At 69.4% G+C, this 26,061-nt stretch carries 21 protein-coding genes and 1 pseudogene; 14 read left to right on the top strand and 8 right to left on the bottom strand.

Annotated features, from left to right (window positions below; all coding sequences use genetic code 11):
• Nucleotides 1-65: 65 nt before the first annotated feature.
• A complete protein-coding gene (guaA, locus tag K343_RS0118385; RefSeq protein ID WP_028009300.1) occupies nucleotides 66-1,691 on the bottom strand; it encodes a glutamine-hydrolyzing GMP synthase in 1,626 nt (541 codons plus the stop codon).
• A gap of 142 nt (nucleotides 1,692-1,833) precedes the next feature.
• On the opposite strand from guaA, the gene K343_RS0118380 reads away from it, so the two are divergent.
• The gene (locus K343_RS0118380) at nucleotides 1,834-4,236 is read left to right on the top strand and encodes a TonB-dependent receptor (RefSeq protein WP_028009299.1); all 2,403 of its coding nucleotides are present in this window, start codon (nucleotides 1,834-1,836) and stop codon (nucleotides 4,234-4,236) included.
• A gap of 141 nt (nucleotides 4,237-4,377) precedes the next feature.
• On the opposite strand, the gene guaB is transcribed toward K343_RS0118380, so the two are convergent.
• Nucleotides 4,378-5,847, bottom strand: a complete 1,470-nt coding sequence (gene guaB / locus K343_RS0118375) for an IMP dehydrogenase (RefSeq protein WP_028009298.1) — start codon at nucleotides 5,845-5,847, stop codon at nucleotides 4,378-4,380.
• Between the two features lie 100 nt (nucleotides 5,848-5,947).
• Here guaB and xseA point away from each other — a divergent pair, with 100 nt between their 5' ends.
• The 6 genes and pseudogenes from xseA (at nucleotide 5,948) to K343_RS23700 (ending at nucleotide 11,713) form a co-directional block, all read left to right on the top strand.
• Entirely contained in the window at nucleotides 5,948-7,339 is a 1,392-nt protein-coding gene (gene xseA / locus K343_RS0118370) for an exodeoxyribonuclease VII large subunit (protein ID WP_028009297.1), read from the top strand.
• An 81-nt stretch (nucleotides 7,340-7,420) separates the two neighbouring features.
• Nucleotides 7,421-8,290, top strand: a pseudogene (gene prmA, locus K343_RS0118365) (50S ribosomal protein L11 methyltransferase); the annotation flags it as partial.
• 6 nt (nucleotides 8,291-8,296) lie between these two features.
• Nucleotides 8,297-8,731: a protein tyrosine phosphatase family protein gene (locus K343_RS25395; RefSeq protein ID WP_436278819.1), complete on the top strand. Its 435-nt coding sequence runs from the start codon at nucleotides 8,297-8,299 to the stop codon at nucleotides 8,729-8,731.
• Between the two features lie 121 nt (nucleotides 8,732-8,852).
• Entirely contained in the window at nucleotides 8,853-9,119 is a 267-nt protein-coding gene (locus K343_RS0118360; protein WP_028009295.1) for a helix-turn-helix domain-containing protein, read from the top strand.
• 56 nt (nucleotides 9,120-9,175) lie between these two features.
• The gene (gene purH / locus K343_RS0118355; RefSeq protein WP_028009294.1) at nucleotides 9,176-10,753 is read left to right on the top strand and encodes a bifunctional phosphoribosylaminoimidazolecarboxamide formyltransferase/IMP cyclohydrolase; all 1,578 of its coding nucleotides are present in this window, start codon (nucleotides 9,176-9,178) and stop codon (nucleotides 10,751-10,753) included.
• 201 nt (nucleotides 10,754-10,954) lie between these two features.
• Complete coding sequence (locus tag K343_RS23700) at nucleotides 10,955-11,713, top strand: hypothetical protein (protein ID WP_051278706.1); 759 nt, start codon at nucleotides 10,955-10,957, stop codon at nucleotides 11,711-11,713.
• A gap of 84 nt (nucleotides 11,714-11,797) precedes the next feature.
• On the opposite strand, the gene K343_RS22830 is transcribed toward K343_RS23700, so the two are convergent.
• The 3 genes from K343_RS22830 to K343_RS0118335 are packed head-to-tail and all read right to left on the bottom strand — an operon-like array spanning nucleotide 11,798 to nucleotide 13,871.
• The gene (locus K343_RS22830; RefSeq protein ID WP_043113157.1) at nucleotides 11,798-12,682 is read right to left on the bottom strand and encodes a DUF4097 family beta strand repeat-containing protein; all 885 of its coding nucleotides are present in this window, start codon (nucleotides 12,680-12,682) and stop codon (nucleotides 11,798-11,800) included.
• Between the two features lie 17 nt (nucleotides 12,683-12,699).
• Nucleotides 12,700-13,167, bottom strand: coding sequence for a hypothetical protein (locus K343_RS0118340; RefSeq protein ID WP_028009293.1), 468 nt, complete (start codon nucleotides 13,165-13,167; stop codon nucleotides 12,700-12,702).
• Nucleotides 13,164-13,871, bottom strand: coding sequence for an RNA polymerase sigma factor (locus tag K343_RS0118335; protein WP_051278705.1), 708 nt, complete (start codon nucleotides 13,869-13,871; stop codon nucleotides 13,164-13,166). Before K343_RS0118335 ends, K343_RS0118340 begins: the two co-directional genes overlap by 4 nt.
• A gap of 229 nt (nucleotides 13,872-14,100) precedes the next feature.
• Between K343_RS0118335 and K343_RS0118330 the strand changes: the two genes are divergently transcribed.
• The 3 genes from K343_RS0118330 (at nucleotide 14,101) to K343_RS0118320 (ending at nucleotide 16,165) form a co-directional block, all read left to right on the top strand.
• Nucleotides 14,101-14,886, top strand: coding sequence for a CHAD domain-containing protein (locus K343_RS0118330; protein ID WP_028009291.1), 786 nt, complete (start codon nucleotides 14,101-14,103; stop codon nucleotides 14,884-14,886).
• Between the two features lie 72 nt (nucleotides 14,887-14,958).
• Nucleotides 14,959-15,525: a GNAT family N-acetyltransferase gene (locus K343_RS0118325; protein WP_028009290.1), complete on the top strand. Its 567-nt coding sequence runs from the start codon at nucleotides 14,959-14,961 to the stop codon at nucleotides 15,523-15,525.
• Nucleotides 15,515-16,165, top strand: coding sequence for a LysE family translocator (locus K343_RS0118320; protein ID WP_028009289.1), 651 nt, complete (start codon nucleotides 15,515-15,517; stop codon nucleotides 16,163-16,165). The genes K343_RS0118325 and K343_RS0118320 overlap by 11 nt, the downstream gene beginning before the upstream one ends.
• A 22-nt stretch (nucleotides 16,166-16,187) precedes the next feature.
• On the opposite strand, the gene K343_RS0118315 is transcribed toward K343_RS0118320, so the two are convergent.
• From K343_RS0118315 to K343_RS0118305, 3 genes are all read right to left on the bottom strand, one after another.
• The gene (locus K343_RS0118315) at nucleotides 16,188-17,276 is read right to left on the bottom strand and encodes an IS630 family transposase (RefSeq protein WP_028009288.1); all 1,089 of its coding nucleotides are present in this window, start codon (nucleotides 17,274-17,276) and stop codon (nucleotides 16,188-16,190) included.
• Between the two features lie 256 nt (nucleotides 17,277-17,532).
• The gene (locus K343_RS0118310) at nucleotides 17,533-18,192 is read right to left on the bottom strand and encodes an MOSC domain-containing protein (RefSeq protein WP_028009287.1); all 660 of its coding nucleotides are present in this window, start codon (nucleotides 18,190-18,192) and stop codon (nucleotides 17,533-17,535) included.
• 51 nt (nucleotides 18,193-18,243) lie between these two features.
• Nucleotides 18,244-18,861 (bottom strand): TetR/AcrR family transcriptional regulator, encoded by a 618-nt coding sequence (locus K343_RS0118305; RefSeq protein WP_028009286.1) that lies wholly within the window; start codon nucleotides 18,859-18,861, stop codon nucleotides 18,244-18,246.
• 199 nt (nucleotides 18,862-19,060) lie between these two features.
• On the opposite strand from K343_RS0118305, the gene K343_RS0118300 reads away from it, so the two are divergent.
• The 4 genes from K343_RS0118300 (at nucleotide 19,061) to K343_RS0118285 (ending at nucleotide 26,036) form a co-directional block, all read left to right on the top strand.
• Complete coding sequence (locus K343_RS0118300) at nucleotides 19,061-20,266, top strand: acetyl-CoA C-acetyltransferase (protein ID WP_028009285.1); 1,206 nt, start codon at nucleotides 19,061-19,063, stop codon at nucleotides 20,264-20,266.
• A gap of 11 nt (nucleotides 20,267-20,277) precedes the next feature.
• Nucleotides 20,278-22,437 (top strand): 3-hydroxyacyl-CoA dehydrogenase NAD-binding domain-containing protein, encoded by a 2,160-nt coding sequence (locus K343_RS0118295; RefSeq protein WP_028009284.1) that lies wholly within the window; start codon nucleotides 20,278-20,280, stop codon nucleotides 22,435-22,437.
• A 25-nt stretch (nucleotides 22,438-22,462) separates the two neighbouring features.
• The gene (locus K343_RS0118290; RefSeq protein ID WP_028009283.1) at nucleotides 22,463-23,587 is read left to right on the top strand and encodes an acyl-CoA dehydrogenase family protein; all 1,125 of its coding nucleotides are present in this window, start codon (nucleotides 22,463-22,465) and stop codon (nucleotides 23,585-23,587) included.
• Nucleotides 23,588-23,759: 172 nt separating this feature from the next.
• Nucleotides 23,760-26,036, top strand: coding sequence for an acyl-CoA dehydrogenase (locus K343_RS0118285; protein ID WP_281169412.1), 2,277 nt, complete (start codon nucleotides 23,760-23,762; stop codon nucleotides 26,034-26,036).
• Nucleotides 26,037-26,061 lie beyond the last annotated feature (25 nt).

Here is a 26,061-nt window from a genome sequence, read left to right as displayed (position 1 = left end):
GATCGCAGCCCTCGCGACGCTAGCATCCCCGGCTTCGCCGGGGCCCCTGCACGCTGCTCGGGCTGCTACTCCCACTCGATCGTCGCCGGCGGTTTGCCGGAGATGTCGTAGACGACGCGGGAGACGCCGCTGATTTCGTTGACGATGCGGCGCGAACAGACGTCGAGCAGGTCGTACGGCAGGTGCGCCCAGTGCGCGGTCATGAAGTCGATGGTCTCGACCGCGCGCAGGGCGATGACCGGCTCGTAGCGGCGGCCGTCGCCGGTGACGCCGACGCTCTTCACCGGCAGGAACACGGCGAAGGCCTGGCTGGTCTTCTCGTACCAGCCGGCGCGGCGCAGTTCTTCGATGAAGATGTGATCGGCGAGGCGCAGCGTGTCGGCGGCGGCCTTGGTCACTTCGCCGAGAATGCGCACGCCCAGACCCGGGCCGGGGAACGGGTGGCGGTAGACCATCTCGTGCGGCAGGCCGAGCTCGACGCCGATCTGGCGGACCTCGTCCTTGAACAGCTCGCGCAGCGGCTCGACCAGCTTGAGCTTCATGTGCGCCGGCAGGCCGCCGACGTTGTGATGGCTCTTGATGACGTGCGCCTTGCCGGTCTTGCTGCCGGCCGACTCGATGACGTCCGGATAGATCGTGCCCTGCGCGAGGAACTGCACGTTTTCGATCTTGGCCGACTCCTCGTCGAACACGTCGACGAACAGCTTGCCGATGATCTTGCGCTTGGCTTCCGGGTCCGACACGCCCTTGAGCGCATCGAGGAAACGCGCCTCGGCGTTGACGCGAATGACGCGCACGCCGAGATGCTCGGCGAAGATCTTCATGACCTGGTCGCCTTCCTGATGGCGCAGCAGGCCGTGGTCGACGAACACGCAGGTCAGCTGCGCGCCGATCGCCTTGTGCAGCAGCGCGGCGACGACCGACGAGTCGACGCCGCCGGACAGGCCGAGCAGCACGTGGCCGTCGCCGACCTGTGCGCGCACGCGCGCGATCGCGTCGTCGATGATGCTGTCCGGCTTCCACGCGTTGCCGCAACCGCAGATTTCATGCACGAAGCGCGAATAGATGCGCTTGCCCTGCTTGGTATGCGTGACCTCGGCATGGAACTGCAGCCCGTAGTAGCGGCGCGATTCATCGGCCATGCCGGCGAGCGGCAGGTCCGGCGTCGAGGCGATGCACTTGAACCCTTCCGGCAGGCGGACGACGCGGTCGCCGTGGCTCATCCACACGTCGAGCAGGCCGTGGCCCTCGTCGTTGACGCGGTCTTCGATGTCGCGCAGCAGCTGCGAATGGCCGCGTGCACGCAAGGTATCGGCTGCGCCGATACCGCCCGAACCAGGGAGATCACCGTGAACGGTGATCTCGGCGTAGCCGAATTCCTTCTGATCGTGCGGCTCGACGGCGCCGCCGAAGTGCTGTGCCATCACCTGCATGCCGTAGCAGATGCCGAGCACCGGCACGCCGAGCGTCCAGACCGCTGCCGGCACGCGCGGCGAACCTTCGTCGCACACCGATTCCGGACCGCCGGAGAGGATCACGCCCTTCGGCGCGAAGGCCCGTACCGCCTCGTCGCTCATGTCCCAGGGATGCAGCTCGCAATAGACGCCGAGTTCGCGGACGCGCCGCGCAATCAGCTGGGTGAACTGCGAACCAAAGTCGAGGATGAGGATGCGGTCGGCGTGGATATTCATGAAAACCCCAAGGACAGAGCTTATTTTACCGTGCGGCCTGGGCAGCGTCGTGGCCACCTTGGCGCGTTTGTTGATGGACAATGCGGCAGCGCGGCCGGGGGGCCGCATGTTCTTCCCTTTCGGAACCTTCCTTTTCGTAGCCATGATTCGATACGAGACGCACTGGCCCGCCTCGCGCCTGACGGCGCTGGCTGCCGCCCTCGCCGCCGCCCTCGCCGGCCCGGCCGCGGCCCAGGAGGCCGCGCCGGCCGAACCGCTGCCGACGATCGCCCTGCCCGAGGACACGCCGCCGCCGGTCGCCGTCGACGCCCCCGAGGCGGGCGCGCTCGAAGAGGTGATCGTCACCGCGCAGAAGCGCAAGCAGAGCCTGCAGGACGTACCGGTCTCGGTCGGCGTCGTCAGTGCCGACACGCTCAGCGAGTCGGCGAGCTTCGATGCCGGCTCGATCGAGAACTTCGTCGCCAACGTCCAGATCGACGCCGACCCGCAGGGGCCGGTCGTCGGCATTCGCGGCTTCTCGACCGAGACCGACAACGTCGGCTTCGAGCCGGCGGTCGGCATCGTCATCGACCAGCTCGCGATCGGCCGTTCGGAATTCGTGCCGGACGGCCTGTTCGACCTCGACCGCGTCGAAGTGCTGCGCGGCCCGCAGGGCACGCTGTTCGGCAAGAACACGATCGCCGGCGTCATCAACTTCATCACCAGGGAGCCGGAAGACCGCTTTACCGGCGACCTCATGCTGACCGGCGCCGACCCGCTGCAGCGCCGCGCCGAGGCCGGCGTGACGGTGCCGATCATCGACGGCCTGTCGGCGCGCGCCGCCGGCGTCTACTGGAAGAAGGACGGCGACGTCGAGAACTCGACGCTGAACCGCAAGGAAAACAGCTTCGTGCAGAAGGCCGGCCGCCTGAAGCTGGAGGCGACGCCCGGCGAGCGCTGGAAGATCAGCCTGTCCTCGCAGCTGTCCGATACCAGCGTCGACTACAACAACTGGCAGCTCTACGCCGCCTCGGCGGCGGCGCTGTCGTTCGCGCAGGACTACGACGCCAGCGCCGAGGACAACCCGCTCGACGCGCACACCACGCAGAACACGCCGGGCTACGTCAACCGCCATTCCAATCTGTCGCGCGGCGTCATTGAATACGACGCCGGCGACTGGCTCGGCTCGCACGACGTGTCGTTCACGACGGTGCTCGGCCACGCCGGTTTCTCGATCCGCTCGTACTTCGACATCGACACCAGCGCCGCCGACATCATCAACACGCGCTTCAACGTCGACTACCAGCAGAATTCGATCGAATTCCGGCCGAGCGGCAAGGCCGATTCGCTGTTCGGCCTCGGCGGCGGCGTCGACTGGACGCTCGGCCTGTACGCCTACGGCGCCGACCTCGACAGCCATCTCGACACGCTGGCCGGCGACAACCTGCTGAGCTTCGCGGCGAGCTGCGCCGGCCTGCAGGCGCTCGGCCTGCCGACCCGCGACGACTGCCTGCTCAACGCACTGCCGCATCTGCCGGCGATTCCGCTCAACGACCAGCTGCTGCGCGGCTTCTCGCAGACGACGGAAAGCTACGCGGCGTTCGGCCAGATGACCTGGAAGCTCGGCGAACATCTGTCGACGATCGCCGGCCTGCGCTACGGCTGGGAGAAGAAGCGCGCCGACTTCGACACGCGGAAAGTCGGGCTCGGCCTCGTCGCCGCCGTGGTCGGCGCCGACACCTTCACCGAGCACCTCGAACGCCAGGAGACCGACATCTCGCCGAAGCTCGGCTTCCAGTATGAGTGGTCGCGCGAGCTGATGGGCTTCGCCACCTACACGCGCGGCTACAAGGGCGGCGGCTTCAACGCCACCGCCGACAACGCCGACAATCTGTCGTTCAAGCCGGAGAAGGCCTCGGCCTGGGAAGCTGGCGTCAAGAGCCGCTGGCTCGACCGCCGCCTGACGCTGAACGCGACGGTCTACTACACCCAGGTCGACGATCTGCAGACCGTCGACAACCAGGGCACCAGCTTCCAGATCGGCAATGCGGCGACGGCGCACCTCGAAGGCGTCGAGCTCGAAACGCAGTGGCGCGCGCTGCGCTGGCTGCAGTTCGTCAGCTCGCTCGCCTATGGCCGCGCCGAATACGGCAGCTACAAGAACGCACCGGCCGCGCAGGAAGACGGCGATGCCGAGACCCAGGATCTCAGCGGCAAGACGCTTTCGCACGCGCCGAAGCTCAGCGGCGCGCTGTCGCCGATCGTCACCGTGCCGCTGCCGGCGAGCCTGTCGCTGAAGCTCGCCGCCGACCTGTCGTACCGCAGCGGCCAGTACTCGTCGGTCGACCTCGATTCGCACAGCCACCAGGACGGCTACTGGCTGGTCGGCGGCCGCGTCGTGCTGCTGCCGGACAGCGGCAGCTGGTCGTTCGTCGTCAGCGGCAACAATCTGACCAACGAGCGCGCGCTCGATCTGGTGTTCGACCACGCCGTGTTCGCGAACAGTTACGTCGCCCAGCAGATCCCGCTGCGCAGCGTCGCCGCGTCGATCCAGTACAACTGGTAGAACCGGCCCGCAGAACGCAGAAGGGCGCCGCAAGGCGCCCTTCTCTGGTTTCGAACCGGCGTGGCCCGGTGCACTCATTCCGAGTGCCGCCCGCGCGCACGCTGGCGTGCGCCGCCGCTGCCGGAAGGCCCGGCGTTGCGATCACTCGACGCGGTAATTCGGCGCCTCCTTGGTGATCGTCACGTCGTGCACGTGCGATTCCTTGATGCCGGCACCGGTGATCTTCACAAAGCGCGTCTGCGTGCGCATCTCCTCGATGCTCTTGCAGCCGGTGTAGCCCATGCTCGCGCGCAGGCCGCCGATCATCTGGTGGACGATCGCCGCCATCGGCCCCTTGTACGGCACGCGACCCTCGATGCCCTCCGGCACCAGTTTTTCGACTTCGGTCGTGGTGTCCTGGAAGTAGCGGTCCTTGGAGCCGTTGCTGCCGCCCATCGCACCGAGCGATCCCATGCCGCGGTAGCTCTTGTACGAACGGCCCTGGTAGAGCTCGACCTCGCCCGGCGCTTCCTCGGTGCCGGCCAGCATCGAGCCGACCATCACCGCGGCGGCGCCGGCGGCGATCGCCTTGGCGAAGTCGCCGGAATAGCGCACGCCGCCGTCTGAAATCAGCGGCACGCCGGCCTTCTTCAGCGCCTCGGCAACTCCCATCACCGCGCTGATCTGCGGCACGCCGACGCCGGCGACGATGCGCGTGGTGCAGATCGAGCCCGGACCGATGCCGACCTTGACCGCGTCGGCGCCGGCCGCGACCAGCGCCAGCGCGGCGTCGCCGGTGGCGATGTTGCCGCCGACGACCTGCAGCCTGTCGCCGTACTGCTTCTTGATCGAGGCGACGCGGTCGATGACGCCCTTGCTGTGGCCGTGCGCGGTGTCGACGACGACCAGATCGACGCCGGCCTCGACCAGCGCGCTGACGCGCTCCTCGGTATCGGCGCCGGTGCCGACCGCGGCGCCGACGCGCAGGCGGCCGGCGCTGTCCTTGCAGGCGCGCGGGAAGTCGACGGTCTTCTGGATGTCCTTGACCGTGATCATGCCGCGCAGCTGGAACTTGCCGTTGACGACCAGCACCTTCTCGATGCGGTGCTCCTGCAGCTTGGCGATCACTTCCTCGCGCGAGGCGCCCTCGCGCACGGTGACGAGGCGATCCTTCGGCGTCATCACGCGCGCCACCGGCTCGTCGAAGCGCGTCTCGAAACGCACGTCGCGGCTGGTGACGATGCCGACCAGATTCTTGCCGTCGACCACCGGCACGCCGGAAATCTTGTTCTTGCGCGTCAGCTTGATGACCTCGCCGATCGTCATCGTCGGCGGCACGGTGATCGGGTCGACGATGACGCCGGCCTCGTGCTTCTTCACCGCGCGGACTTCGGCGGCCTGACGCTCGGCCGTCATGTTCTTGTGCACGATGCCGAGGCCGCCTTCCTGCGCCAGGGCGATCGCCAGACGGGCTTCGGTGACGGTGTCCATCGCCGCCGACAGCAGCGGGATGTTGAGACGGATGCCGCGCGTCAGCTGCGAGCTCAGGTCGACCTGCCGCGGCAGGACTTCCGAGTAGGCCGGAAGGAGAAGGACGTCATCGAAGGTGAGCGCTTCGGACTGGATACGCATGGCTGCGGGCATGGCGGCTGCGGTCGTCTGGAAGCGCGTCATTATAGGCCAAAACCGGCCGCCGGCGCAGGCCGGGCGATGAACTCGCTATGCTTGCGCGATGCCGAGACTCCCCGCACCCGAGCGCGCCGGCGCTCGCACGATCTACCAGGTTTCCGAACTCGCCGAGGTGCTGCGCGCCCTGATCGAGGACGCGCTGCCGCGGGTCTGGGTGCAGGGCGAGATCTCCAATCTGTCGAGGCCGGCATCCGGCCACTGGTACTTCACGCTCAAGGACGCGCGCGCCCAGCTGCGCTGCGCGATGTTCCGCAACGCCAATCTGCACGTGCGGCCGCCGCCGAAGGACGGCGACGCCGTGCTGCTGCGCGCGCAGCTGTCGTTCTACACGGCGCGCGGCGATCTGCAGCTGATCTGCGAGCACATGGAGCCGGCCGGCACCGGCGCCCTGCTGCGCGCGTTCGAGGAGCTCAAGCGCCGGCTGGCGTCCGAGGGCCTGTTCGACGAGCACCTCAAGCGCGAGCTGCCGAAACGGCCGCGCGCGATCGGCATCGTCACCTCGGCGAGCGGCGCGGCGATCCACGACATGCTGACGACGCTGGCGCGGCGCTATCCGCTGGCACCGGTCTATCTGTATCCGGTGCCGGTGCAGGGCGCCGAGGCGCCGCCAGCGATCGTTCGGGCGCTCGCCGAACTGCCGCGGCGCGCGCCGGCCGTCGAGGTGATCCTGCTGGCGCGCGGCGGCGGCTCGATCGAGGATCTCTGGGCCTTCAACGACGAGCGCGTCGCGCGCGCGATCCGCGCCTGCGCGGTGCCGGTGATCAGCGGCGTCGGCCACGAGGTCGATGTGACGATCGCCGACTTCGCCGCCGACCTGCGCGCGCCGACGCCGACCGCCGCCGCCGAACGCGCGGCGCCGGACATCGCCGACTGGCTCGCCGCGCTGCGCAGCCACGAGAACCGCGTGACGCTGGCCGCCGAGCGCCGCCTGCAGCAGGCCGCGCAACGTCTCGATGAACAGCAGCGGCGCCTGCAGGCCCAGCATCCGGGCCGGCGCCTGCGCGAACGCGGCGCCCGCCTGCGGGAACTGCGCGAGCGCCTGCAGCACGCCGAGACGCGCCTGCTCGCGCGCCTCGCGCAGCGTCTCGAACATCGCGAGGCGACGCTGCGCGCGCATGCGCCAGCGCGGCGCCTGGCCATCGAACGCCACCGCCTCGAACGCCTGCAGGCGCGCGCGCACGAGACCCTGCGCCTGCAGGCGGCGGCGGCGCGCGCGCGCCTCGAACGCGCCGAATCGGTGCTGGCCAGCCTGAACCCGCGCGCCGTGCTCGAACGCGGTTACGCGATCGCGCTCGACGCCGACGGCCGCGCGCTGACCGACGCGGCGCGTACCGAGCGCGGCGCGGCGCTGCACCTGCTGCTCGCGCGCGGCAGCGCCGACGCCGTCGTCACCGGCACCTCGGTGACACCGGCGTCAGCGAAAGATCCGCACTAAAGCCGGCGCAGAGCCGATAATGCGCGCCCCGCGGGCGCGCCGCCGGCTTGCCGGCCCGTGCCCCATCCTTGCGAGAACGACATGGCCTGGCTGCAACTGCGCGTGCACACGCGCCACCCCGAATTCGCCGACGAGATCCTGCTGGCGCACGACGCCGCGGCGGTCAGCTTCATCGACGCCGTCGATGATCCGGTGCTGGAACCGGCGCCCGGCGAGACGCCGCTGTGGGCGCAGACGGTGACGCTGGGCCTGTTCGCCGAGGGCGTGGACCTGGCGCCGGTGCAGGCCAGCCTGCGCGAGTTGCTGCCGGACGGCGCCGAGGCGCGCTTCGAGACCGAGCTGATCGAGGATCAGGACTGGGTCCGCGTCTGGCTCAAGGACTGCCCGCCGCTGCCGTTCGGCGACAAGCTCTGGGTCGTGCCGCACGAGAAGGTCGGCGAGGTCACGCAGCCCGACGCGGTGATCCTGCGCCTCGACCCGGGCCTGGCGTTCGGCACCGGCACGCACCCGACGACGGCGCTGTGCCTGCAGTGGCTCGCCGCCTACGACCTCGCCGGCAAGACCGTGCTCGACTTCGGTTGCGGCTCCGGCGTGCTGGCGATCGCCGCCCTGCTGCTCGGCGCCGAACGCGCGATCTGCGTCGACATCGACCCGCAGGCACTGCTGGCGACGCGCGACAACGCCGCCGCCAACGGCGTCGCCGACCGCATCGTCACGCTGCCGGCCGACGCCTTCGTGCCGCTGCCGGCCGACATCATCGTCGCCAACATCCTCGCCAATCCGCTGATCGCGCTGGCGCCGACGCTGGCCAGTTCGATCAAGCGCGGCGGCCACCTGGTGCTCGCCGGCCTGCTCGACCGCCAGGCCGAGGACGTGCGCGCGGCCTATGACGCCTGGTTCGATTTCGACGCCGATCTGAGCAAGGACGGCTGGACGCGGCTGGCCGCGCAGTGCCGCATGCCGGCACTGATCCGGCGCCACCGCATCGACGCCCGCCTGCTGACTTCCGGGCAGCCGTGGCCCGAGCAGTTCGCGACGCTCCAGCAGGCCGGCATCGAGGCCGTCATCAATCTGGCGGCGCCGACCTCGCCGAACTATCTGCCCGATGAAGCCGCGCGCTGGCAGGCGCTCGGCGTGCAGTACGCGGCGCTGCCGATTCCGTGGGAGGCGCCGACGCGCGAGCACGTCGAGCAGTTCTGCGCGCTGATGGACCGCTACGCCGGACAACACCTGCTGGTGCACTGCGCACTGAACCTGCGCGCCTCGGTGTTCGTGTACCTGTATCGCGTGCTGCGCCGCGGCGAAGCGCGCGACGTGGCGCTGGCCGACCTGCACGCGGTCTGGCAGCCGGACGCGGTCTGGCAGACGCTGATCGACGAGACGCTGGGCTGAATTCACCAGAACCGCGCGGCGCCCGCCGGCTTTTGCGGGGGGCGCGGCGAGAGTATCATTGCCGCCCCCTTTTTCCGGTCAGACCCGCGACAGAGCCGTACGCGGGTTGGAGTATCTACGCATGTCTTCGCTCCGGTCCTCGGACATCAAGCCGCTCGGTCATTCCGTCTCCGACAGCCTGGACGACTTCTTCCGAACGCTGAACGGCCACATGCCGAAGAACCTGTACGACCTGTTCCTCGATCAGGTCGAGCCGCCGCTGCTCAAAGCCACGCTGCGCTACTGCCACGGCAACCAGTCGCGCGCCGCCGAAATGCTCGGCCTCAACCGCGCGACGCTGCGCAAGAAACTCAAGCAGCACAAGATCAAGCCTGACGCGCTGAACTGATCGCGCTGCGATCAGTCGCCGCCATCACTCCGACTCCGCTTCCGACGAGCCGTCCGATGACCATCACCTCCCGCGCGCCGGTGCGCCGCGCCCTGCTTTCCGTTTCCGACAAGGCCGGCATCGTCGAGTTCGCGCGCGAACTTGCACAGCGCGGCGTCGAGCTGCTGTCGACCGGCGGCACCTACAAGCTGCTGCGCGAGGCCGGTCTCGACGCCGTCGAAGTGTCGGCGCACACCGGCTTTCCGGAAATCATGGACGGCCGCGTCAAGACGCTGCATCCGAAGATCCACGGCGGCCTGCTCGGCCGCCGCGACGTCGACGCCGAGGTGATGGCGCAGCACGGCATCGCGCCGATCGACCTTCTGGTCGTCAACCTCTATCCGTTCGAGGCGACGGTCGCCAAGCCGGACTGCACGCGCGAGGACGCCATCGAGAACATCGACATCGGCGGCCCGGCGATGCTGCGCGCGGCGGCGAAGAACCACGCCTGGGTCGCGGTACTGACCGATCCGGCCGACTATGCCGCGGTGCTCGCCGAAATCGACGCCGGCGGCACCACGCTGGCGACGCGCTACCGCCTCGCGGTCAAGACCTACGCGCTGACCGCGCGCTACGACGGCGCGGTGTCGGCTTATCTGTCGAGCCTGCACGACGACGGCGCGCGCGATGCGTTCCCGCCGGTATTCGGCCTGCAGTTCGACAAGCTGCAGGACATGCGCTACGGCGAGAATCCGCACCAGCGCGCGGCCTTCTACCGCGAGCGCAACGCCGAGTCCGGCACGATCAGCGCCGCCCGTCAGCTGCAGGGCAAGGAACTCAGCTACAACAACATCGCCGACGCCGACGCCGCGCTCGAATGCGTGAAGAGCTTCACCAAGCCGGCCTGCGTGATCGTCAAGCACGCCAATCCCTGCGGCGTCGCCGTCAACGAGTCCGGCATCCGCGAGGCCTACGAGCGCGCCTTCCGTACCGATCCGACCTCGGCCTTCGGCGGCATCATCGCCTTCAACCGCGAGCTCGACGGCGAGACCGCGAAGCTGATCGTCGAGCGCCAGTTCGTCGAGGTCATCGTCGCGCCGCGCGTCAGCGAGGCCGCCAGGCAGGCGGTCGCCGCCAAGCAGAACGTGCGCCTGCTCGAATGCGGCGAGTTCCCGGCGCAGCGCGCGCCGGCGCTCGACTACAAGCGCGTGTCCGGCGGCCTGCTGGTGCAGGATCGCGACGATCTGATCGTCACGCTCGGCCAGCTCAAGGTCGTGAGCAAGCGCGAGCCGACCGAGGCCGAGCTGCACGATCTGATCTTCGCGTACAAGGTCGCCAAGTTCGTGAAGTCGAACGCCATCGTCTACGCCCGCGAGCGCATGACGATCGGCGTCGGCGCCGGCCAGATGAGCCGCGTCTACTCGGCCAAGATCGCCGGCATCAAGGCCGCCGACGAGAAGCTCGAAGTGCCGGGCTCGGTGATGGCGTCCGACGCGTTCTTCCCGTTCCGCGACGGCATCGACGCCGCCGCGCGCGCCGGCATCACCGCCGTGATCCAGCCGGGCGGCTCGATGCGCGACGCCGAAGTGATCGCCGCCGCCGACGAAGCCGGCATGGCGATGGTCTTCACCGGCATCCGCCACTTCCGGCACTGATCGCACGCCCCGCCACGTGACGGCGCGTGGCGGGGCGAGGCGGTGCTCTGGCGCGGCGAGCGCGAACCAGCGCACAGCGGCGCACGCCGTGGTGAAGCAAATGTCACAAGCACGGCGGACGCCCTTCCTACACTGCGCGCTCCGCCGGGAGCGGGCATCACGGCTTCGGGACTCCCGGTTCACCAAAACCAGGGAAGTCCGATGAAACACCTACGCATCACGCTCGCCGCCGGCCTGCTGACCGCCGGCGCCGCGCACGCCGAGCTCAGCGCCGGCGACCAGTACAACCTCGACCAGATCCGCTCCGGCTCGCCGGCCGCGATCCGCGCCGCCGCACAGAACATCGAAGCCTCCGGCACCGCCTCGCCGGTCGTCACCGACGCACTCGCCGAGGCGCTGCTGCAGAACCAGACGCAGTCCGCCAATACCTACGTCGACGCGCTGTCGTGGAGCTGCAAGGCACTCGCCGCGACCGGCAACAAGCGCTACTACGCGGCGCTCAAGCAGGTCGGCGACAACCCGCAGGCGCACAAGAAGACGCGCAAGTACTGCGGCAATGCCGCCGCCGGCCTCGGCGGCGCCGACGGCGAGCAGTACGCGCTCGGCATGGCGGCATCGACGGCGGCGGCTTCGGCTCCGGCCGGCAAGCGCACGGCGGCGGTCGCCGCGCCGTCCGCCCCGGCGCCGGCCGCGGCCGACGGTGCCTACAAGCCGATCACCGAGGTCAAGCCCGACATGTCGATGCAGCAGGCCTACGCGATCGCCGGCCAGCCGACTTCGACCAACGCGCACGTCACCGGCAAGGCCTGGATCCCGTTCAACTTCAAGGGCGGCGACGCCTACCGCACGATCGCCCACTACAAGGGCCAGGGCCGCATCATCTTCTCGAACACCAGCGCCTACAGCAGCGGCCAGCGCGTGCTCGAGGTGCAGATCGACCCGAACGAGGCCGGCTACTGAAGCCATCCGGCGGCACGAAAAGAAGGGGCGCGGCCTTGCGGCCGCGCCCCTTTTCTTTCGGGCGATTGGCAGTGCGCCGGCGCTTCAGCGCGGCTCGATGCGGATGTCGCCGCTGAACGTATGCAGGTCGATGCTGCCGCGGCCGCCGCCGAGCGTGGTCGACACCTTGCGCACATCGCCGCCCTCGTCGCCGCCGGCGAAGGCGTTGCGCAGGTCGCCGCTGAAGGTCTTCATCGTCAGCTGCGCGCTCGGCATCTTCGGCAGGCGCAAGTCGATGTCGCCGGACAGCGTCTCGGCGCTGAGCTTGGCGGCGTCCTCCAGCGAGAGGTCCAGGCTCATGTCGCCGGACACGCTCTGCAGCGATACGTCGCGGAACGCCCCGCCCTCGATCGACAGCTGTCCGGACACCGTCTCCGCCTTCAGCGTGCCGCGCACGCCGCTGGCCGTCAGATCGCCGCTGACCGAGTTCAGCGTGGTCTTGAACGACGGCGCCTTGACGGTGAGGTCGCCGCTGACGGTGCTGGCGTTGACCTCGCCGCTGCCGACGTTCAGCTGCACGTCGCCGCTGACGCTGCGCGCCGCGATCGGCCCGCTGGTGCTGCCGACCGCAATGTCGGCGCTGACCGCGTCGAGGCGCAGGCCGGCGCGCGCCGGCACGCGCAGTTCGAGATAGGTCTGGTCGACGTGACCGCGCGTACCGCCCGGATAGCGCACGTTGATGCTGAGATTGTTCGCGTCGCCGCTGATCTCCAGCTTTTCGGCGTCCTCGCCGAGCGTGCCGCTGATCGCGACTTCGCTGCGGTCCCAGCCGCGCACCGTGATCGTGCCGGCCATGTTGTTGACGCTGAGCTGGCCGTCGGCGGCCAGGGCCCGCGTCTCGTTGATCGGGCTGCCGCCGCGGGCCAGCGCCGGGCCGGCGGCGATCAGCAGCAGGCCGGCGGCGAGCGTCATCGGAACGTGCATCTTCATCCTGTACTCCAGTGCAATCAGGTCGATTGCGCCGCGAGCATGCGGCGCAGTTCGTCGCTGCGGCTCTGCGTCGTCGTCAGCAGACGGCGCAGCGACTCGGAATCGGGGTCCTGCTGCAGAGCCTTGCGGATCTGCTGCTCGGAACTGCGCGACAGCTGCAGGTTGGCCTTGACCAGCGCGCGGCTGCCCGGCACGGCCTGCAGATCCACTGCGGTGGCCGGCCCGTAGGCCAGCGTCGCCGGCGCGGCGGCGGGCGGCGTCGGCGTCGGCGGCAGCAGCGCCAGACCGATGACGGCGGTGACGCAGGCGGCGGCGGCGAGGCCCATCCAGCCGTTCGCCGACAGCCGGCGGCGCGGCGCGATGCGCGCCTCGATGCCGGACCACAGATCGCGCTGCGGCGCCTCGCTGAAATCGAGACCGCGCAGCGCCGCGCGCAGGACATCGTCGGCCTCTTCCGGGATCTCGTCGTCGCGACGGTGATTCATGACAGCCATTCCTTCATCAGCTTGCGGGCGCGGTGCAGCTGCGCCTTCGAGGTGCCGACGGCGATGCCGCTCAGTGCGGCGATCTCCTCGTGCGAGTACCCCTCGACGTCATACAGCATCAGCACGGTTCGCGCACCCTTGGGCAGACGGGCGAGCGCGCGCTCCAGATCGAGGCGTTCGCCGACCCGCTGCTGCGGATGCTCGCCGAGCATCGCGCCGCCGGCTTCGCTGCCGTCGTCGGCATCGACCGCGGCCTCGTCGAACGTCACCCAGCGCTTCAGCAGACGATGCTCGCCGAGCACCAGATTGACGGTCAGACGATGCATCCAGGTCGAGAACTGCGCGTCGCCGCGAAAGCTGGCGAGCTTCTCCCAGGCGCGCACGAAGGCGTCCTGCGTGTACTGCTCGGCCTTGGCGCGGTCGCCGTCGACGAGGCGCAGGCACAGACCGTGGATGCGGGCGACATGGCGCCGGTAGAGGCGCTCGAAGGCACGCGCGTCACCGCGCACGGCGCGGCGCACCGCCTCGGCATCATCGTCTTCCCCGTCCGCCTGCTGCGCGACCTGCACGTTCCGCCCCCCGGCCACGCCCGACCCGGCGTGGCGCGGCAGCCTAGCACCGCCGGCGCCGTCGCCGTCGCCGCCGAGTTGCCAGAGTGCCGCCGGACCCGCCGCCAGAGTGCTGAGGTTTGCCGTCATCGTCATGTTCCTTGTCCGCCTGATAGACGCGGCAGCGGCCGAAAGCGTTTGAAGCGCCGGCGGGCGCCGTTCGGAGCGCACCTCGCTCCTTCCGGCGGCGGCGCTCACCGGCGCCGGTCCCGCGCGCGTCGCGTCGGCCGCGCGCAGGCGCGACCGACGGATCGACGCAGATCAATGCCGGCCGGCGCCGGACCTCCCTAAGCTCATGGCCCTTGCCGTGAAGAGGGCCAGGCTCATGTGCGCCATCGATGTCGTCGAGCGTCCGCTCCGCCGCCAGCTGCGCGCCGCCGCCGCCGCGGAACTCGAGCGCGCGCGCCAGCCCCTGCGGCGCGGCGGCAACCGCAACGCGCACACGGTGCGCAAGCACATCAAGCGCCTGCGCGCCTGGCGCCGGCTCGCGGCCGCCGACGACGCGGCGGCGCGCCGTCTCGAACGCCGGCTGCGCCACGCCGCGCATCGTCTCGCCGCGCAGCGCGACCGCGAGGTGCTGGCGGCGATGCTGCAGCGCCTGCGCCGCGGCCGGCACCTGAACGCCGCCGAGCACGCCCGGCTGCTCGCCGCGCTGCCGGCGATCGACGATGCCGCCGAAGCGCAGGCCGAAGCCCGCCACGCGCTGAAGCACGGCCGCGCGGCGCTCGCCGGCATTCGCTGGCCGCGGCAGGCGATGACGCTGCGCCGGCGCATCGCCGCCAGCCGCAGCGCCTGCCGGCGCGATTTCGCGGCCGCGGCCGCCGCGCCGCGCGCCGAGGTCCTGCACCGCTGGCGGCGTCATCTCAAACGTCTCGGCTATCAGTACGAACTGCTCGGCGCACTGCTGCCGCAGGCGTTCGCCGACACCGCGCCGCTCGCCGCGCTGGAGGCGACGCTGGGCCTGCATCACGACTGGTGGCTGCTGCAGCGCTGGGCCGAGGCGACGACGCTGCCGCCGCGCCTGAAACAGCGGCTGCTCGCGCTCGCCGCACAGCGGCTCGACCGGCTCGCGGCGCTGGCGCTGCGGCGCGGCGCGGCACTGTTCGCCTGAAGCCGCGCCGCTCGCTGCCACCGCGCCGGCGGCGCCGTATCATGCGCGGCTCCGCCCCGCCGCCCCGCCGCCATGCAGGAGCTCGTCACCACTTGGTATCTGGAAATGCGCACGCCGGCCGCGCTGCGCCGCGCCGCGGTGCCGCAGCCGGAACCGCTGATCCTGCGCGCCGAGCAGCCGCTGCCGATGCTGAACCGTTTTCTCTACACCGCGGTCGGCGGCCACTGGCACTGGCGCGACCGCCTCGGCTGGTCGTACGCGCAGTGGCTGCGCTGGCTCGACCGTCCCGAAGTGCAGACCTGGGTGCTGTACGCGCGCGGCACACCGGCCGGCTACATCGAACTGGAGAAGCAGGCCGGCGACGACGTCGAGATCGCCTACTTCGGGCTGATGCGCGAATTCACCGGCGCCGGCCTCGGCGGACACCTGCTGAGCGTCGGCATCGAGCGCGCCTGGGCGATGGGCGCGCGCCGCGTCTGGGTCCACACCTGCTCGCTCGACGGCCCGCACGCGCTCGCCAACTACGAGGCGCGCGGCATGACGCGCTACGCCGAGGAACGCCACGCCGTCGAACTGCCGGCCGCCGCCGACGGCCCGTGGCCCGGCTGGGACCGCGAGACCGGCGCCGATGCTCGCTAGCAGCCTCGCCGTGTTCGGCACCGTCGCCGCGGCGCACGCGCTCGGCGTGGTCAGCCCCGGGCCGGACTTCGCGATCGTCACGCGCCAGTCGCTCGCCTACGGCCGCGCCGCCGGCGTCTGGACCGCGGCCGGCATCGGCACCGGCATTCTCTTTCACGTCGCCTACGGCCTGTTCGGCCTGCGCTGGCTGATCGCGCACGCGCCGTGGGCGCTGACGCTGATCGCGCTGGCCGGCGCCGGCTTTCTGATCTGGATCGGCCGCAAGGCGCTGCGCGCGCCGCCGCTCGCCGACACCGGCGATGACCTGCGGGCGGCGGCACCCGGCGACTGGCGCCACAACTTCGGCACCGGCCTGGCCACCAATGTGCTGAACCCGAAGGCGACGCTGTTCTTCGTCGCGCTGTTCAGCGCCGTCGTCAGCGGGCCGATGTCGATGCCGCTGACACTGGCGCTGGCGGTCTGGCTGCCGCTGGCGACCTTCGGCTGGTTCGCGACGCTGGCGCTGCTGCTCTCGCACGCCGGCCTGCGTCGCGCGCTGCGCCGGCATGCGCACCGCATCGACCATGCGATGGGCGTGGTGCTGATCGCGCTCAGTCTGCTGGTGCTGCTGCGCAGCGCCGGCGAATGGCTGTATCGCTAGTGTGCTGTTCCGCAATTACGTATTAGTAATAGGAAGCGAGCTTCTTGGCTGCCCGCCCCGCCGACGCGAGGATCTCATCGGCGCCTTTGCGCCAGACGAAGGGAGTCGGGTCGGCATTGTGGCGATCCAGATAATCGCGGATCGAGGCTTCGAGATCTTTCACGCTGGTATGCGCGCCGCGCTTGATCCACTTCTCGCTCAGAGTTGAGAAGAATCGCTCGACCAGGTTGAGCCAGGACGCCGAGGTCGGGGTGAAGTGCACGTGGTAGCGCGGGCGGGCGGCGAACCAAGCCCGCACCTGATCGGTCTTGTGCGTGCCATAGTTGTCCATGATCAAGTGGACGTCCTGGTCTTTCGGTACCGCGGCGTCGATCGCGTTGAGGAATTGCAGGAACTCGGCGCTGCGATGACGCCGTTTGAGCTGGCCGATGACTTTGCCCGTCGCCACATCCAGCGCCGCAAACAGCGAGGTCGTGCCGTGGCGCTTGTAGTCGTGCGTGCGAGTCGACGGTTTGCCGAAACTCAGCGGTAGGCCGGGTTGGGTGCGATCGAGCGCCTGAATCTGGCTCTTCTCATCCACGCACAGCACCAGTGCCCGATCCGGCGGATTCAGGTATAGCCCAACCACATCGCGCACCTTGTCGACGAAGTGCGGATCGGTCGACAACTTGAACGTGTCCTGCAGATGCGGCTTGAGCCCGAACGCGCGCCAGATGCGATGCACGGTGGTGGCCGAGACACCGGTCGCCGCACTCATGCTGCGCACGCTCCAACGCGTCGCGTTCTCCGGCTGCGTTTGCCGGACCCGATCCACGATAGCCTGCACTTGCTCATCGGCCACGCTGCGCCCACGGCCCGAGCGCGGCGCATCACTCAATCCGAGCACACGGTATGACTGGAAACGATGCCGCCATTTGCTCACCGTCTGCGCCGTCGTGTGCAAGCGCGCGGCAATCGACGTGCTCGACTCACCGTCCGCCAACGCCAGCACGATGCGCATGCGCAGCTTCTCATCGCTCGGCCACTTGCGGCGCGCCAAGCGTGCCTTCAACTCAGCGCGTTCTGCGTCGCTGATTGCCAACCCCACCAGTGGACGCCCTGTCTTCGCCATGCCGCCATTCTCCTGCTTGACCGGCAGGTACGACAGCGCATCGCCATCATAGTTCTATTTATTTACGGAACAGCACACTAGAGAAGCCCTGACAAAGCGCCGCCATCGTCATCGCGAGTCGCCTCAGGCGACGGAGCCGGCCAGCGGGGCACGACACGGGCGACGGCTCTGGCTCGCCGCCGCCGCTGCGCGGCCTCGCGATGACGGCCTGACGCAAACCTCCGCCAGCGCCGGCCGACGCGCATCGCGTCGCCGCTCAGCGCTGCGCGCGCAGCCAGTCGAGGCGCTGCTGCCAGCGGGCGCGCTGCTCGGGCGCCAGCCCCGGCGAGTCGGCGACGCGCTGCAGGCGCGCGCGATCGGCGCGCGGCGACGCGCGCAGGCGCCAGTATTCGGCGAGCGTGACCGGATCGGGCTCGCGCTCGATCAGTTCGAGCGCGTCGCCGGCGCGGCAGCGGCCGGGCGCGAGCACGCGGTAGTACCAGCCGGCGATGCCGTGCTCGGCGACGTAGCGTGTCAAGCCGTCGACGCCGAAGCGCGCATCGATCTTCCAGCACGGCGAGCGCGGCTGGCTGAGTTGCAGACGCGCGCTGCCGAAGGTGTAGACGTCGCCGAGGCAGACCTCGGCCTCGGTCCAGCCGCGCGTCGTCAGGTTCTCACCGATCGCGCCCGGCACGAACGCGGCGGCCTGCTCCGTGAACGCCGCAGCGAAGCGCGCGTAATGCTCGGCCGGGAAATGATGCAGCGCCTTTTCCGGCCCGCCGTGCACGCGGCGGTCGGCCTGCGCGTCGCCGACGAGGCCCTCGCGTCCGATCTCGGCTTCGCCGGCGAGCGGGGTCTTGAAGATGCCGGTCGGCCGCCCGTCGTCCGGCATCGGCCGCACCGCGCCGGCGTAGATCGCATCGACGATCGCTTTCATGGCGGCGGATTCTCCGCCGCAGGCCATGCCGCGTAAAGCTTGCGGCGCCGCTCAGGCTTTCGGCTTGGCGATGGCGCGCCAGAGCATCTCGAAGATCGGATTGGCCTGCGCCGTCAGCGATTCCTTCATGCCACGATGCACGTACATCTGCACGAGGCGCGCCAGCGTGCCCATGATGATGTCGAGCACGTACTTCTCGTCGACCTCGTCGGTGATGACGCCCTTCTCGCGGCCTTCATGCAGCACCTTGAGGAAGGTGCCGAACAGCTGCGGATTGTCGAACTGCTCGTGCTTGCGCCAGGTGTTGACGTAGACCGAGCTCATCTGCAGCTGCATCAGCTTCGGGTTCTTCTCGTAGAAATCGAGGCTGACCCAGAACACCTTGCGCAGGCGCTCCTTGTAATCCTCGATGCCCTGCAGGTGATCGATCATGCGCGCGGCGAGCTTGCCGAGCCAGATGTCGAGGCTGGAGAACAGCAGCGCTTCCTTGCTGCCGTAGTACTTGTAGATGGTCTGCAGCGAGACGTTGGCGGCGCGCGCGATCTCGATCAGGCCGACGCGGTGGAATTCGCGCTCCGAGAAGATATCGAGCACGGCCTGCTCGATGCGCACCCGGGTCGCCGCATCGAGCTGCGAGCGGTCCGCCAGCACTGCGTCACTACGGCGCATTCACTGCCTCCAAAGTAATTGAAATTACACCTGCGAAAGTCATGCCATACGGCATCGTATTGACCGCGTCCGCACTCGTGATTACATTCTCACGGTCGCGCGCACCCCGATGCGACAGCACTCGCTTCGCCGTTCTTCCGACACCGGAAACGGCCAAATGGTAATTTCAGTTACCTATTCGCGCAAGCCCGAGGATTCCATGACCGAGGCATTCATCTACGACGCCGTGCGCACGCCGCGCGGCAAGGGCAAGAAGGACGGCAGCCTGCATCAGGTCACGCCGATCGAACTCGCCGCCACCTGCCTGCGCGCGCTCGAAGCGCGCAACGGCCTCGACACCTCGCGCGTCGACGACGTCGTGCTCGGCTGCGTCACGCCGGTCGGCGAGCAGGGCGCCGACATCGCCCGCGTCGCCGCGCTCTACGCCGGCTGGGCCGAGACCGTCGCCGGCGTCACGCAATCGCGCTTCTGCGCCTCGGGCCTGGAAGCGGTGAACCTGGCGGCGATGAAAGTCATGTCCGGCTTCGAGGATCTGATCGTCGGCGGCGGCGTCGAGAGCATGTCGCGCTGGGCGATGGGCTCGGACGGCGGCGCCTGGGCGATGGACCCGCGCGTCAACAACGCCACCGGCTTCGCGCCGCAGGGCATCGGCGCCGACCTGATCGCCACGCTCGAAGGCTTCAGCCGCGAGGACGTCGACCGTTTCGCGCTGCGCTCGCAGCAGCGCGCGACGCAGGCGCGCGAGGCCGGCCGCTACGCGAAATCGCTGGTGCCGGTCGTCGACCTCAACGGCATGACCGTGCTCGATCACGACGAATTCATCCGCCCGGAGACCACGCTCGACGGCCTCGCGCAGCTCAAACCCTCGTTCGCGCAGATCGGCCAGATGGGCTTCGACGCCACCGCGCTGCGCAAGTACACGACGGTCGAGCGCATCGACCACGTGCATCACGCCGGCAACTCCTCGGGCATCGTCGACGGTGCCGCCGCGGTGCTGGTCGGCAACAAGAAGATCGGCCGCCAGCTCGGCCTGAAACCGCGCGCACGCATCCGCGCCGCGGCCGTCATCGGCTCGGAGCCGACCATCATGCTGACCGGCATCGGCCCGGCGGCGAACAAGGCGCTCGCCAAGGCCGGCATGAAGGCCGCCGACATCGACCTGTTCGAGATCAACGAGGCCTTCGCCGCGGTCGTGATGCGCGCGATGCGCGATCTCGACATCGACGCCGAACGCGTCAATGTCAACGGCGGCGCGATCGCGCTCGGCCATCCGCTCGGTGCAACCGGCGCGATGATCCTCGGCACCGTGCTCGACGAGCTGGAACGCCAGGACAAGCAGACCGGGCTGGTCTCGCTCTGCGTCGGCGCCGGCATGGGCATCGCTACGATCATCGAGCGGGTTTGAGGAGCACCGACATGGAAGCAACGAATCCCAGCGCCGTGCGTTTCGAGAAGGACGCCGACGGCATCGTCACGCTGACGCTCGACATGCCGGGCCGCTCGATGAACGTGCTCAACGAGGCATTGAGCGCGCCGCTCGGCGACGCCATTGCCCGCATCGAGCAGGACGCCACGATCAAGGGCGTGATCGTCAGCTCCGGCAAGAAGGAGTTCCTCGCCGGCGCCGACATCGACAAGGTCTACGCGATGACGCAGGCCGAGGAGGCCTACGCGCTCGCCGAGACCTTCAAGGCGCTGCTGCGCCGCCTCGAAACCTGCGGCCGGCCGGTGGTCGCGGCGCTCAACGGCACCGCGCTCGGCGGCGGCCTCGAACTCGCGCTCGGCTGCCACTGGCGCATCGCGATCGACGATCCGAAAGCCAAGTTCGGCCTGCCCGAGGTCAAGCTCGGCCTGCTGCCCGGCGGCGGCGGCACGCAGCGCCTGCCGCGCCTGATCGGCATCCAGGCGGCGCTGCCGCTGATGCTCGAAGGCAAGGAACTGAAAGCCGCGCAGGCACGCCAGCAGGGCATCGTCAACGAACTGGCCAGCGATCGCGACGACATGATGGCCAAGGCGCGCGCCTGGATCGCCGCCAACCCGAAACCGGTGCAGCCCTGGGACGACAAGAAATTCAAATGGCCGGGCGGCGATTCGAAGAGCCCGGCGAACGGCCAGATGTGGGCGATCGCGCCGTCGCTGGCCAACGCCAAGTCCTGGGGCAACTACCCCGCCGTCGCCAACATCCTGTCGTGCGTGTTCGAAGGCGGCATCGTCGACTTCGACACCGGCTGCCGCATCGAATCGCGCTACTTCGCCAACTGCGTGGTATCGCCGGTGTCGAAGAACATGATCGGCACGCTGTGGTTCCAGCTCGGCAGCATCAACAAGGGCCGCTCGCGTCCGGACGGCATCGAGCGCGGCAAGGTGCAAAAGCTCGGCGTGCTCGGCGCCGGCATGATGGGCGCCGGTATCGCCCACGTGTCGGCGCAGGCCGGCATCGAGGTCGTGCTGCTCGACACCTCGCTGGACAACGCCGAGCGCGGCAAGGCCTATTCGGCCGGCCTGCTCGACCAGGCGATCAAGAAGGGCCGCCTGACGGCGCAGGGCAAGGACGAGCGGCTCGCCCGCATCAAGCCGACGGCCGCGTACGAGGATCTGCAGGGCTGCGATCTGGTGATCGAAGCCGTGTTCGAGGACCGCGCGATCAAGGCCGAGGTCACCCGGCAGGCCGAGGCGCAGCTGACGAAGAAGGCCATCTTCGCGTCGAACACTTCGACGCTGCCGATCACCGGCCTGGCGCAGGCCAGCGCGCGGCCGCAGCACTTCATCGGCCTGCACTTCTTCTCGCCGGTCGACAAAATGCCGCTGGTCGAGATCATCAAGGGCAAGAAGACCTCGCCGGAAACGCTGGCGCGCGCCTTCGACTACGTGCAGCAGATCGGCAAGACGCCGATCGTCGTCAACGATGCGCGCGGCTTCTACACCTCGCGCGTGTTCGCGACCTACGTGATGGAAGGCCTGGCGCTGCTGCAGGAAGGCGCGCATCCGCGCTCGATCGAGGTCGCCGGCCTGCAGGCCGGCATGCCGGTCGGCCCGCTGGCGCTGCAGGACGAAGTCTCGCTGTCGCTGTCGCTGCACATCCTCGAACAGACGCGCAAGGACTTCGAAGCCGACGGCAAGACCTACGCCGGCCATCCGGCGGACGCCGTCATCGAGAAGATGGTGCGCACGCTCGACCGCCCGGGCAAGAAGGCCGGCCGCGGCTTTTACGACTACCCGGCTGCGGCCGGCGGCCAGAAGCAGCTGTGGCCCGGCCTGGCGGCGCAGTTCCCGCTCGCCGCCGCGCAGCCGGCGCAGGCCGAGCTGATCGACCGTCTGATGTTCGCGCAGGCCAACGAGGCGGCGAAGTGCTACGAGGAAGGCGTCGTCGAGAGCGTCGCCGACGCCAATATCGGCTCGATCTTCGGCTGGGGCTTCGCGCCGCAGCAGGGCGGCGCGCTGCAATTCATCAATGCCTATGGCGTCGCGCGCTTCGTCAAGCGCAGCCGCGAACTGGAGAAGCGCTACGGGGCCCGCTTCAAGCCGGCCCGGCTGCTGGTGAAAATGGCCAAGGACGGGAGCCGCTTCGATGCTTAACGCCGCACTGATGCAGGGCCGCTACATGAGCGACGAGCTGCGCATGTTCCAGGACACGGCGCGGCGCTTCATGCAGACCGAGGTCGCGCCGCACATCGCGCGCTGGGACGCGCAGGGCCACGTCGACCGCGAGCTGTGGCACAAGGCCGGCGCGCTCGGCCTGCTGTGCCCGAGCGTGCCGGCCGCGTACGGAGGCGGCGACGGCAACTTCGCGTTCGAGAAGGTGCTGATCGAGGAACAGGCCCGCGTCGGCTGCAGCGCCTGGGGCGCCTCGCTGCACAACGGCATCGTCGCGCACTACCTGCTCGCCTACGGCAGCGAGGCGCAGAAGCTCGAATGGCTGCCGAAGCTGGCCAGCGGCGAGCTGGTCGGCGCGATCGCGATGACCGAGCCCGGCACCGGCTCGGATCTGCAGAGCGTGCGCACCTCGGCGATCGCCGACGGCGACGACTACGTCATCAACGGCCAGAAGGTCTTCATCACCAACGGCCAGCAGGCCGGCCTCGTCATCGTCGTCGCCAAGACCGATCCGAACGAGAAAGCCAAGGGCGTGTCGCTGCTGGTCGTCGAGACCGACCGCGCCGACGGTTTCCGCCGCGGCCGCAATCTCGAGAAGGTCGGCATGCACGGCCAGGACACCTCGGAACTGTTCTTCGAGAACGTGCGTGTGCCGAAGGCCAATCTGCTCGGCCGCTCCGAGGGCCTGGGCTTCGTGCAGCTGATGGAGCAGCTGCCGCAGGAGCGCCTGATCGTCGCGCTCGGCGCGGTCGGCGCGATCGAGCTGGCGCTCGACCTGACGACCGCCTACGTCAAGGACCGCAAGGCCTTCGGCAAGCGCGTCATCGACTTCCAGAACACGCGCTTCAAGCTCGCCGAAGCGCGCACCGAGGCGATGCTCGGCCGCGTGCTGGTCGAGCGCTGCACCGAACTGCTGCTGGAGAAGAAGCTCGACGCGGTGACCGCGGCGATGGCCAAGTACTGGACCACCGACAAACAGTTCGAGATCGCCGACCTGTGTCTGCAGCTGCACGGCGGCTATGGTTACATGGACGAGTACCCGATCTCGCGGCTGTGGCGCGACTCGCGCGTGCAGCGCATCTACGGCGGCACCAACGAGATCATGAAGGAACTGATCGGCCGCTTCCTCTGAGGAAAGGCTGAATCACTCCGTCATCGCGAGGCCGCGCAGCGGCCGTGGCGATCCAGAGGCACCGCCGGTGGCGTGCGCCGCTGGATGGCTTCGTCGCCTGCGGCGCCTCGCGATGCCGATGGATGAACTTTTTCAAAAAAGGGCCCCTTAAGGCCCGTCGGCAGCTTTTTCGATTCGAAGCAGGAGACGCACGATGTTCGGCACAGTGATGAAGTGGATGCAGGCCAAGCGGATCCTGCCGCAGATCTCCGACACCGAGCGCCAGGCGCTCGAAGCCGGTTCGGTCTGGATCGACGGCCCGTTCTTCGCCGGCCGGGCCGATTTCGCCAAGGTCCTGGCGCAGCCCTACGGCCAGCTGACGGCCGAGGAGCAGGCCTTCCTCGACGGGCCGTGCAACGAGCTGCTGGCGATGTTCGACCGCTACGAAATCCAGCGCACGCGCCGCATTCCCGACGAGGTCTTCGCGTTCATCAAGCAGAAGGGCTTCATGTCCTTCCTGATTCCGAAGCAGTACGGCGGCCTTGAGTTCTCGACGCTGGCGATCTCGACGATCATGGCCAAGCTGTCGGCGTACAACGGCGCGGTCGGCACCTTCGTGGTGATCCCGAACTCGCTCGGCGCCGCCGAACTGATCAAGCACTACGGCACGCAGGCGCAGAAGGATCACTATCTGCCGAAGCTGGCGCGCGGCGAGTACGTGCCCTGCTTCGGCCTGACCGAGCCGACCGCCGGCTCTGACGCGGCCAGCATCAAGGCCGAAGGCCGGGTCTTCCGCGACGCCGACGGCGCGACCAAGATCCGCCTGAACTTCCGCAAGCGCTACATCACGCTGGCGCCGATCGCCAATCTCGCGACCATCGCCTGCCGCCTGCACGACCCGGAGCAGCTGCTCGGCAAGGGCGAGGACGTCGGCATCACCTGCGTGCTGCTGCATCAGGGCACGCCGGGCTTCAGCAACGGCGACCATCACGAACCGATCGGCGATCCGTTCTACAACGGCCCGCTGATCGGCAAGGACGTGGTCGTGCCGGTCGACAACATCATCGGCGGCGTCGCCTACGCCGGCCAGGGCTGGCGCATGCTGATGGAACAGCTCGCCGGCGGCCGCATGGTCTCGCTGCCGGCCGGCGCGGTCGGCGGCGCGCGCCTGACCGCCGCCGTCACCGGCGCCTACTCGATCGTCCGCCAGCAGTTCGGCATCCCGATCGGCCACATGGAAGGCGTCGAGGACAAGGTCGGTCGCATCGCCGCGCTGTCGTACATGATGGAAGGCGCGCGCGTGTTCGGCTGCACCGCGGTCGACCAGGGCATCCAGCCGCCGGTCGTGTCGTCGGTGATGAAGGCCTACACCACCGAGCTCGGCCGCCAGCTCGTCATCGACGGCATGGACGTGTTCTCCGGCGCCGGCGTCATGCAGGGCCCGAACAACATTCTCGGCATGATGTACAAGTCGGCGCCGGTGTCGATCACCGTCGAAGGCGCCAACATCATGACGCGCACGCTGATGATCTTCGGCCAGGGCGCCACGCGCTGCCATCCGTACGCGCTCAACGTCGTGCACGCGGTCGAGAACAGCGACGTGCCGGCGTTCCGCAAGAACCTGCTCGGCTGGATCGGCCACTTCGCCAAGGGCCTGCTGCGCGCCGAGTGGCACTTCCTGACGCGCGGCGCCTTCGTCAGCGTGCCGGACGTCGCGCCGCCGACGCGCCGCTACTACAAGCGCCTCGGCTGGACGGCGGCGCGCTTCGGCGTGCTCACCGACCTGGCGATGTTCGCGATCGGCGGCAAGCTCAAGGCGCGCGGCAAGCTGACCGGCCGCTACGCCGACGCGCTGGCCTGGCAGATCCTCGCGGTCGGCGCGCTGCGCCGCTACGAGGCCGAAGGCCGCAGGCCCGAGGACCTGCCGCTGGTGCAGTACGCCTGCGAATACGCGCTGGCGCAGGTGCAGGACGCCTTCGTCGGCATCTACCAGAACTTCGATGGTCCGCTCGGCGCGTGGATGAAGACGATCGGCGTGTTCGAGGCGCGCGCCAATCCGGTCGGCGCGATGCCGGGCGATGCGCTGTCGGCGCGCGCCGCGCGCACCGTCCAGCACTACGGCCCGCAGTACGAGCGTCTGGCCGCCAACGTCTTCCTGCCGACCGACGACCGCGTCGGCATCGGCCGGCTGCTGAAGGCTTTCCGCCTGCTCGGCGCCGCGCAGGGCGCGCACGATCGCGTCGTCCAGGCGCAGCGTGCCAGGCAGCTGCCGCGCGGCCGCGCGCCGGCCGAACTCGCCGACGAAGCCGTGCGCGCCGGCCTGCTCGGCGCCGCCGAGGCGCAGCAGCTCAAGGACGCCCATGCCGCGCGCCTGGCGGCGATCGAAGTCGACAGCTTCGCGCCGGCCGAGTACTACGGCGCCTTCAAGCGCGACAGTGCCGCCGAATACCGCGCCGTCGCCAACGGCTGAGCGCGCAGTCCGCACGACGGGCGCG

Source organism: Solimonas flava DSM 18980 (assembly GCF_000426685.1).
Lineage (GTDB): Bacteria > Pseudomonadota > Gammaproteobacteria > Nevskiales > Nevskiaceae > Solimonas > Solimonas flava.
The sequence above is the reverse complement of the archived record's forward strand: the minus strand, read 5'-3'. Positions and strand labels throughout refer to the sequence as shown.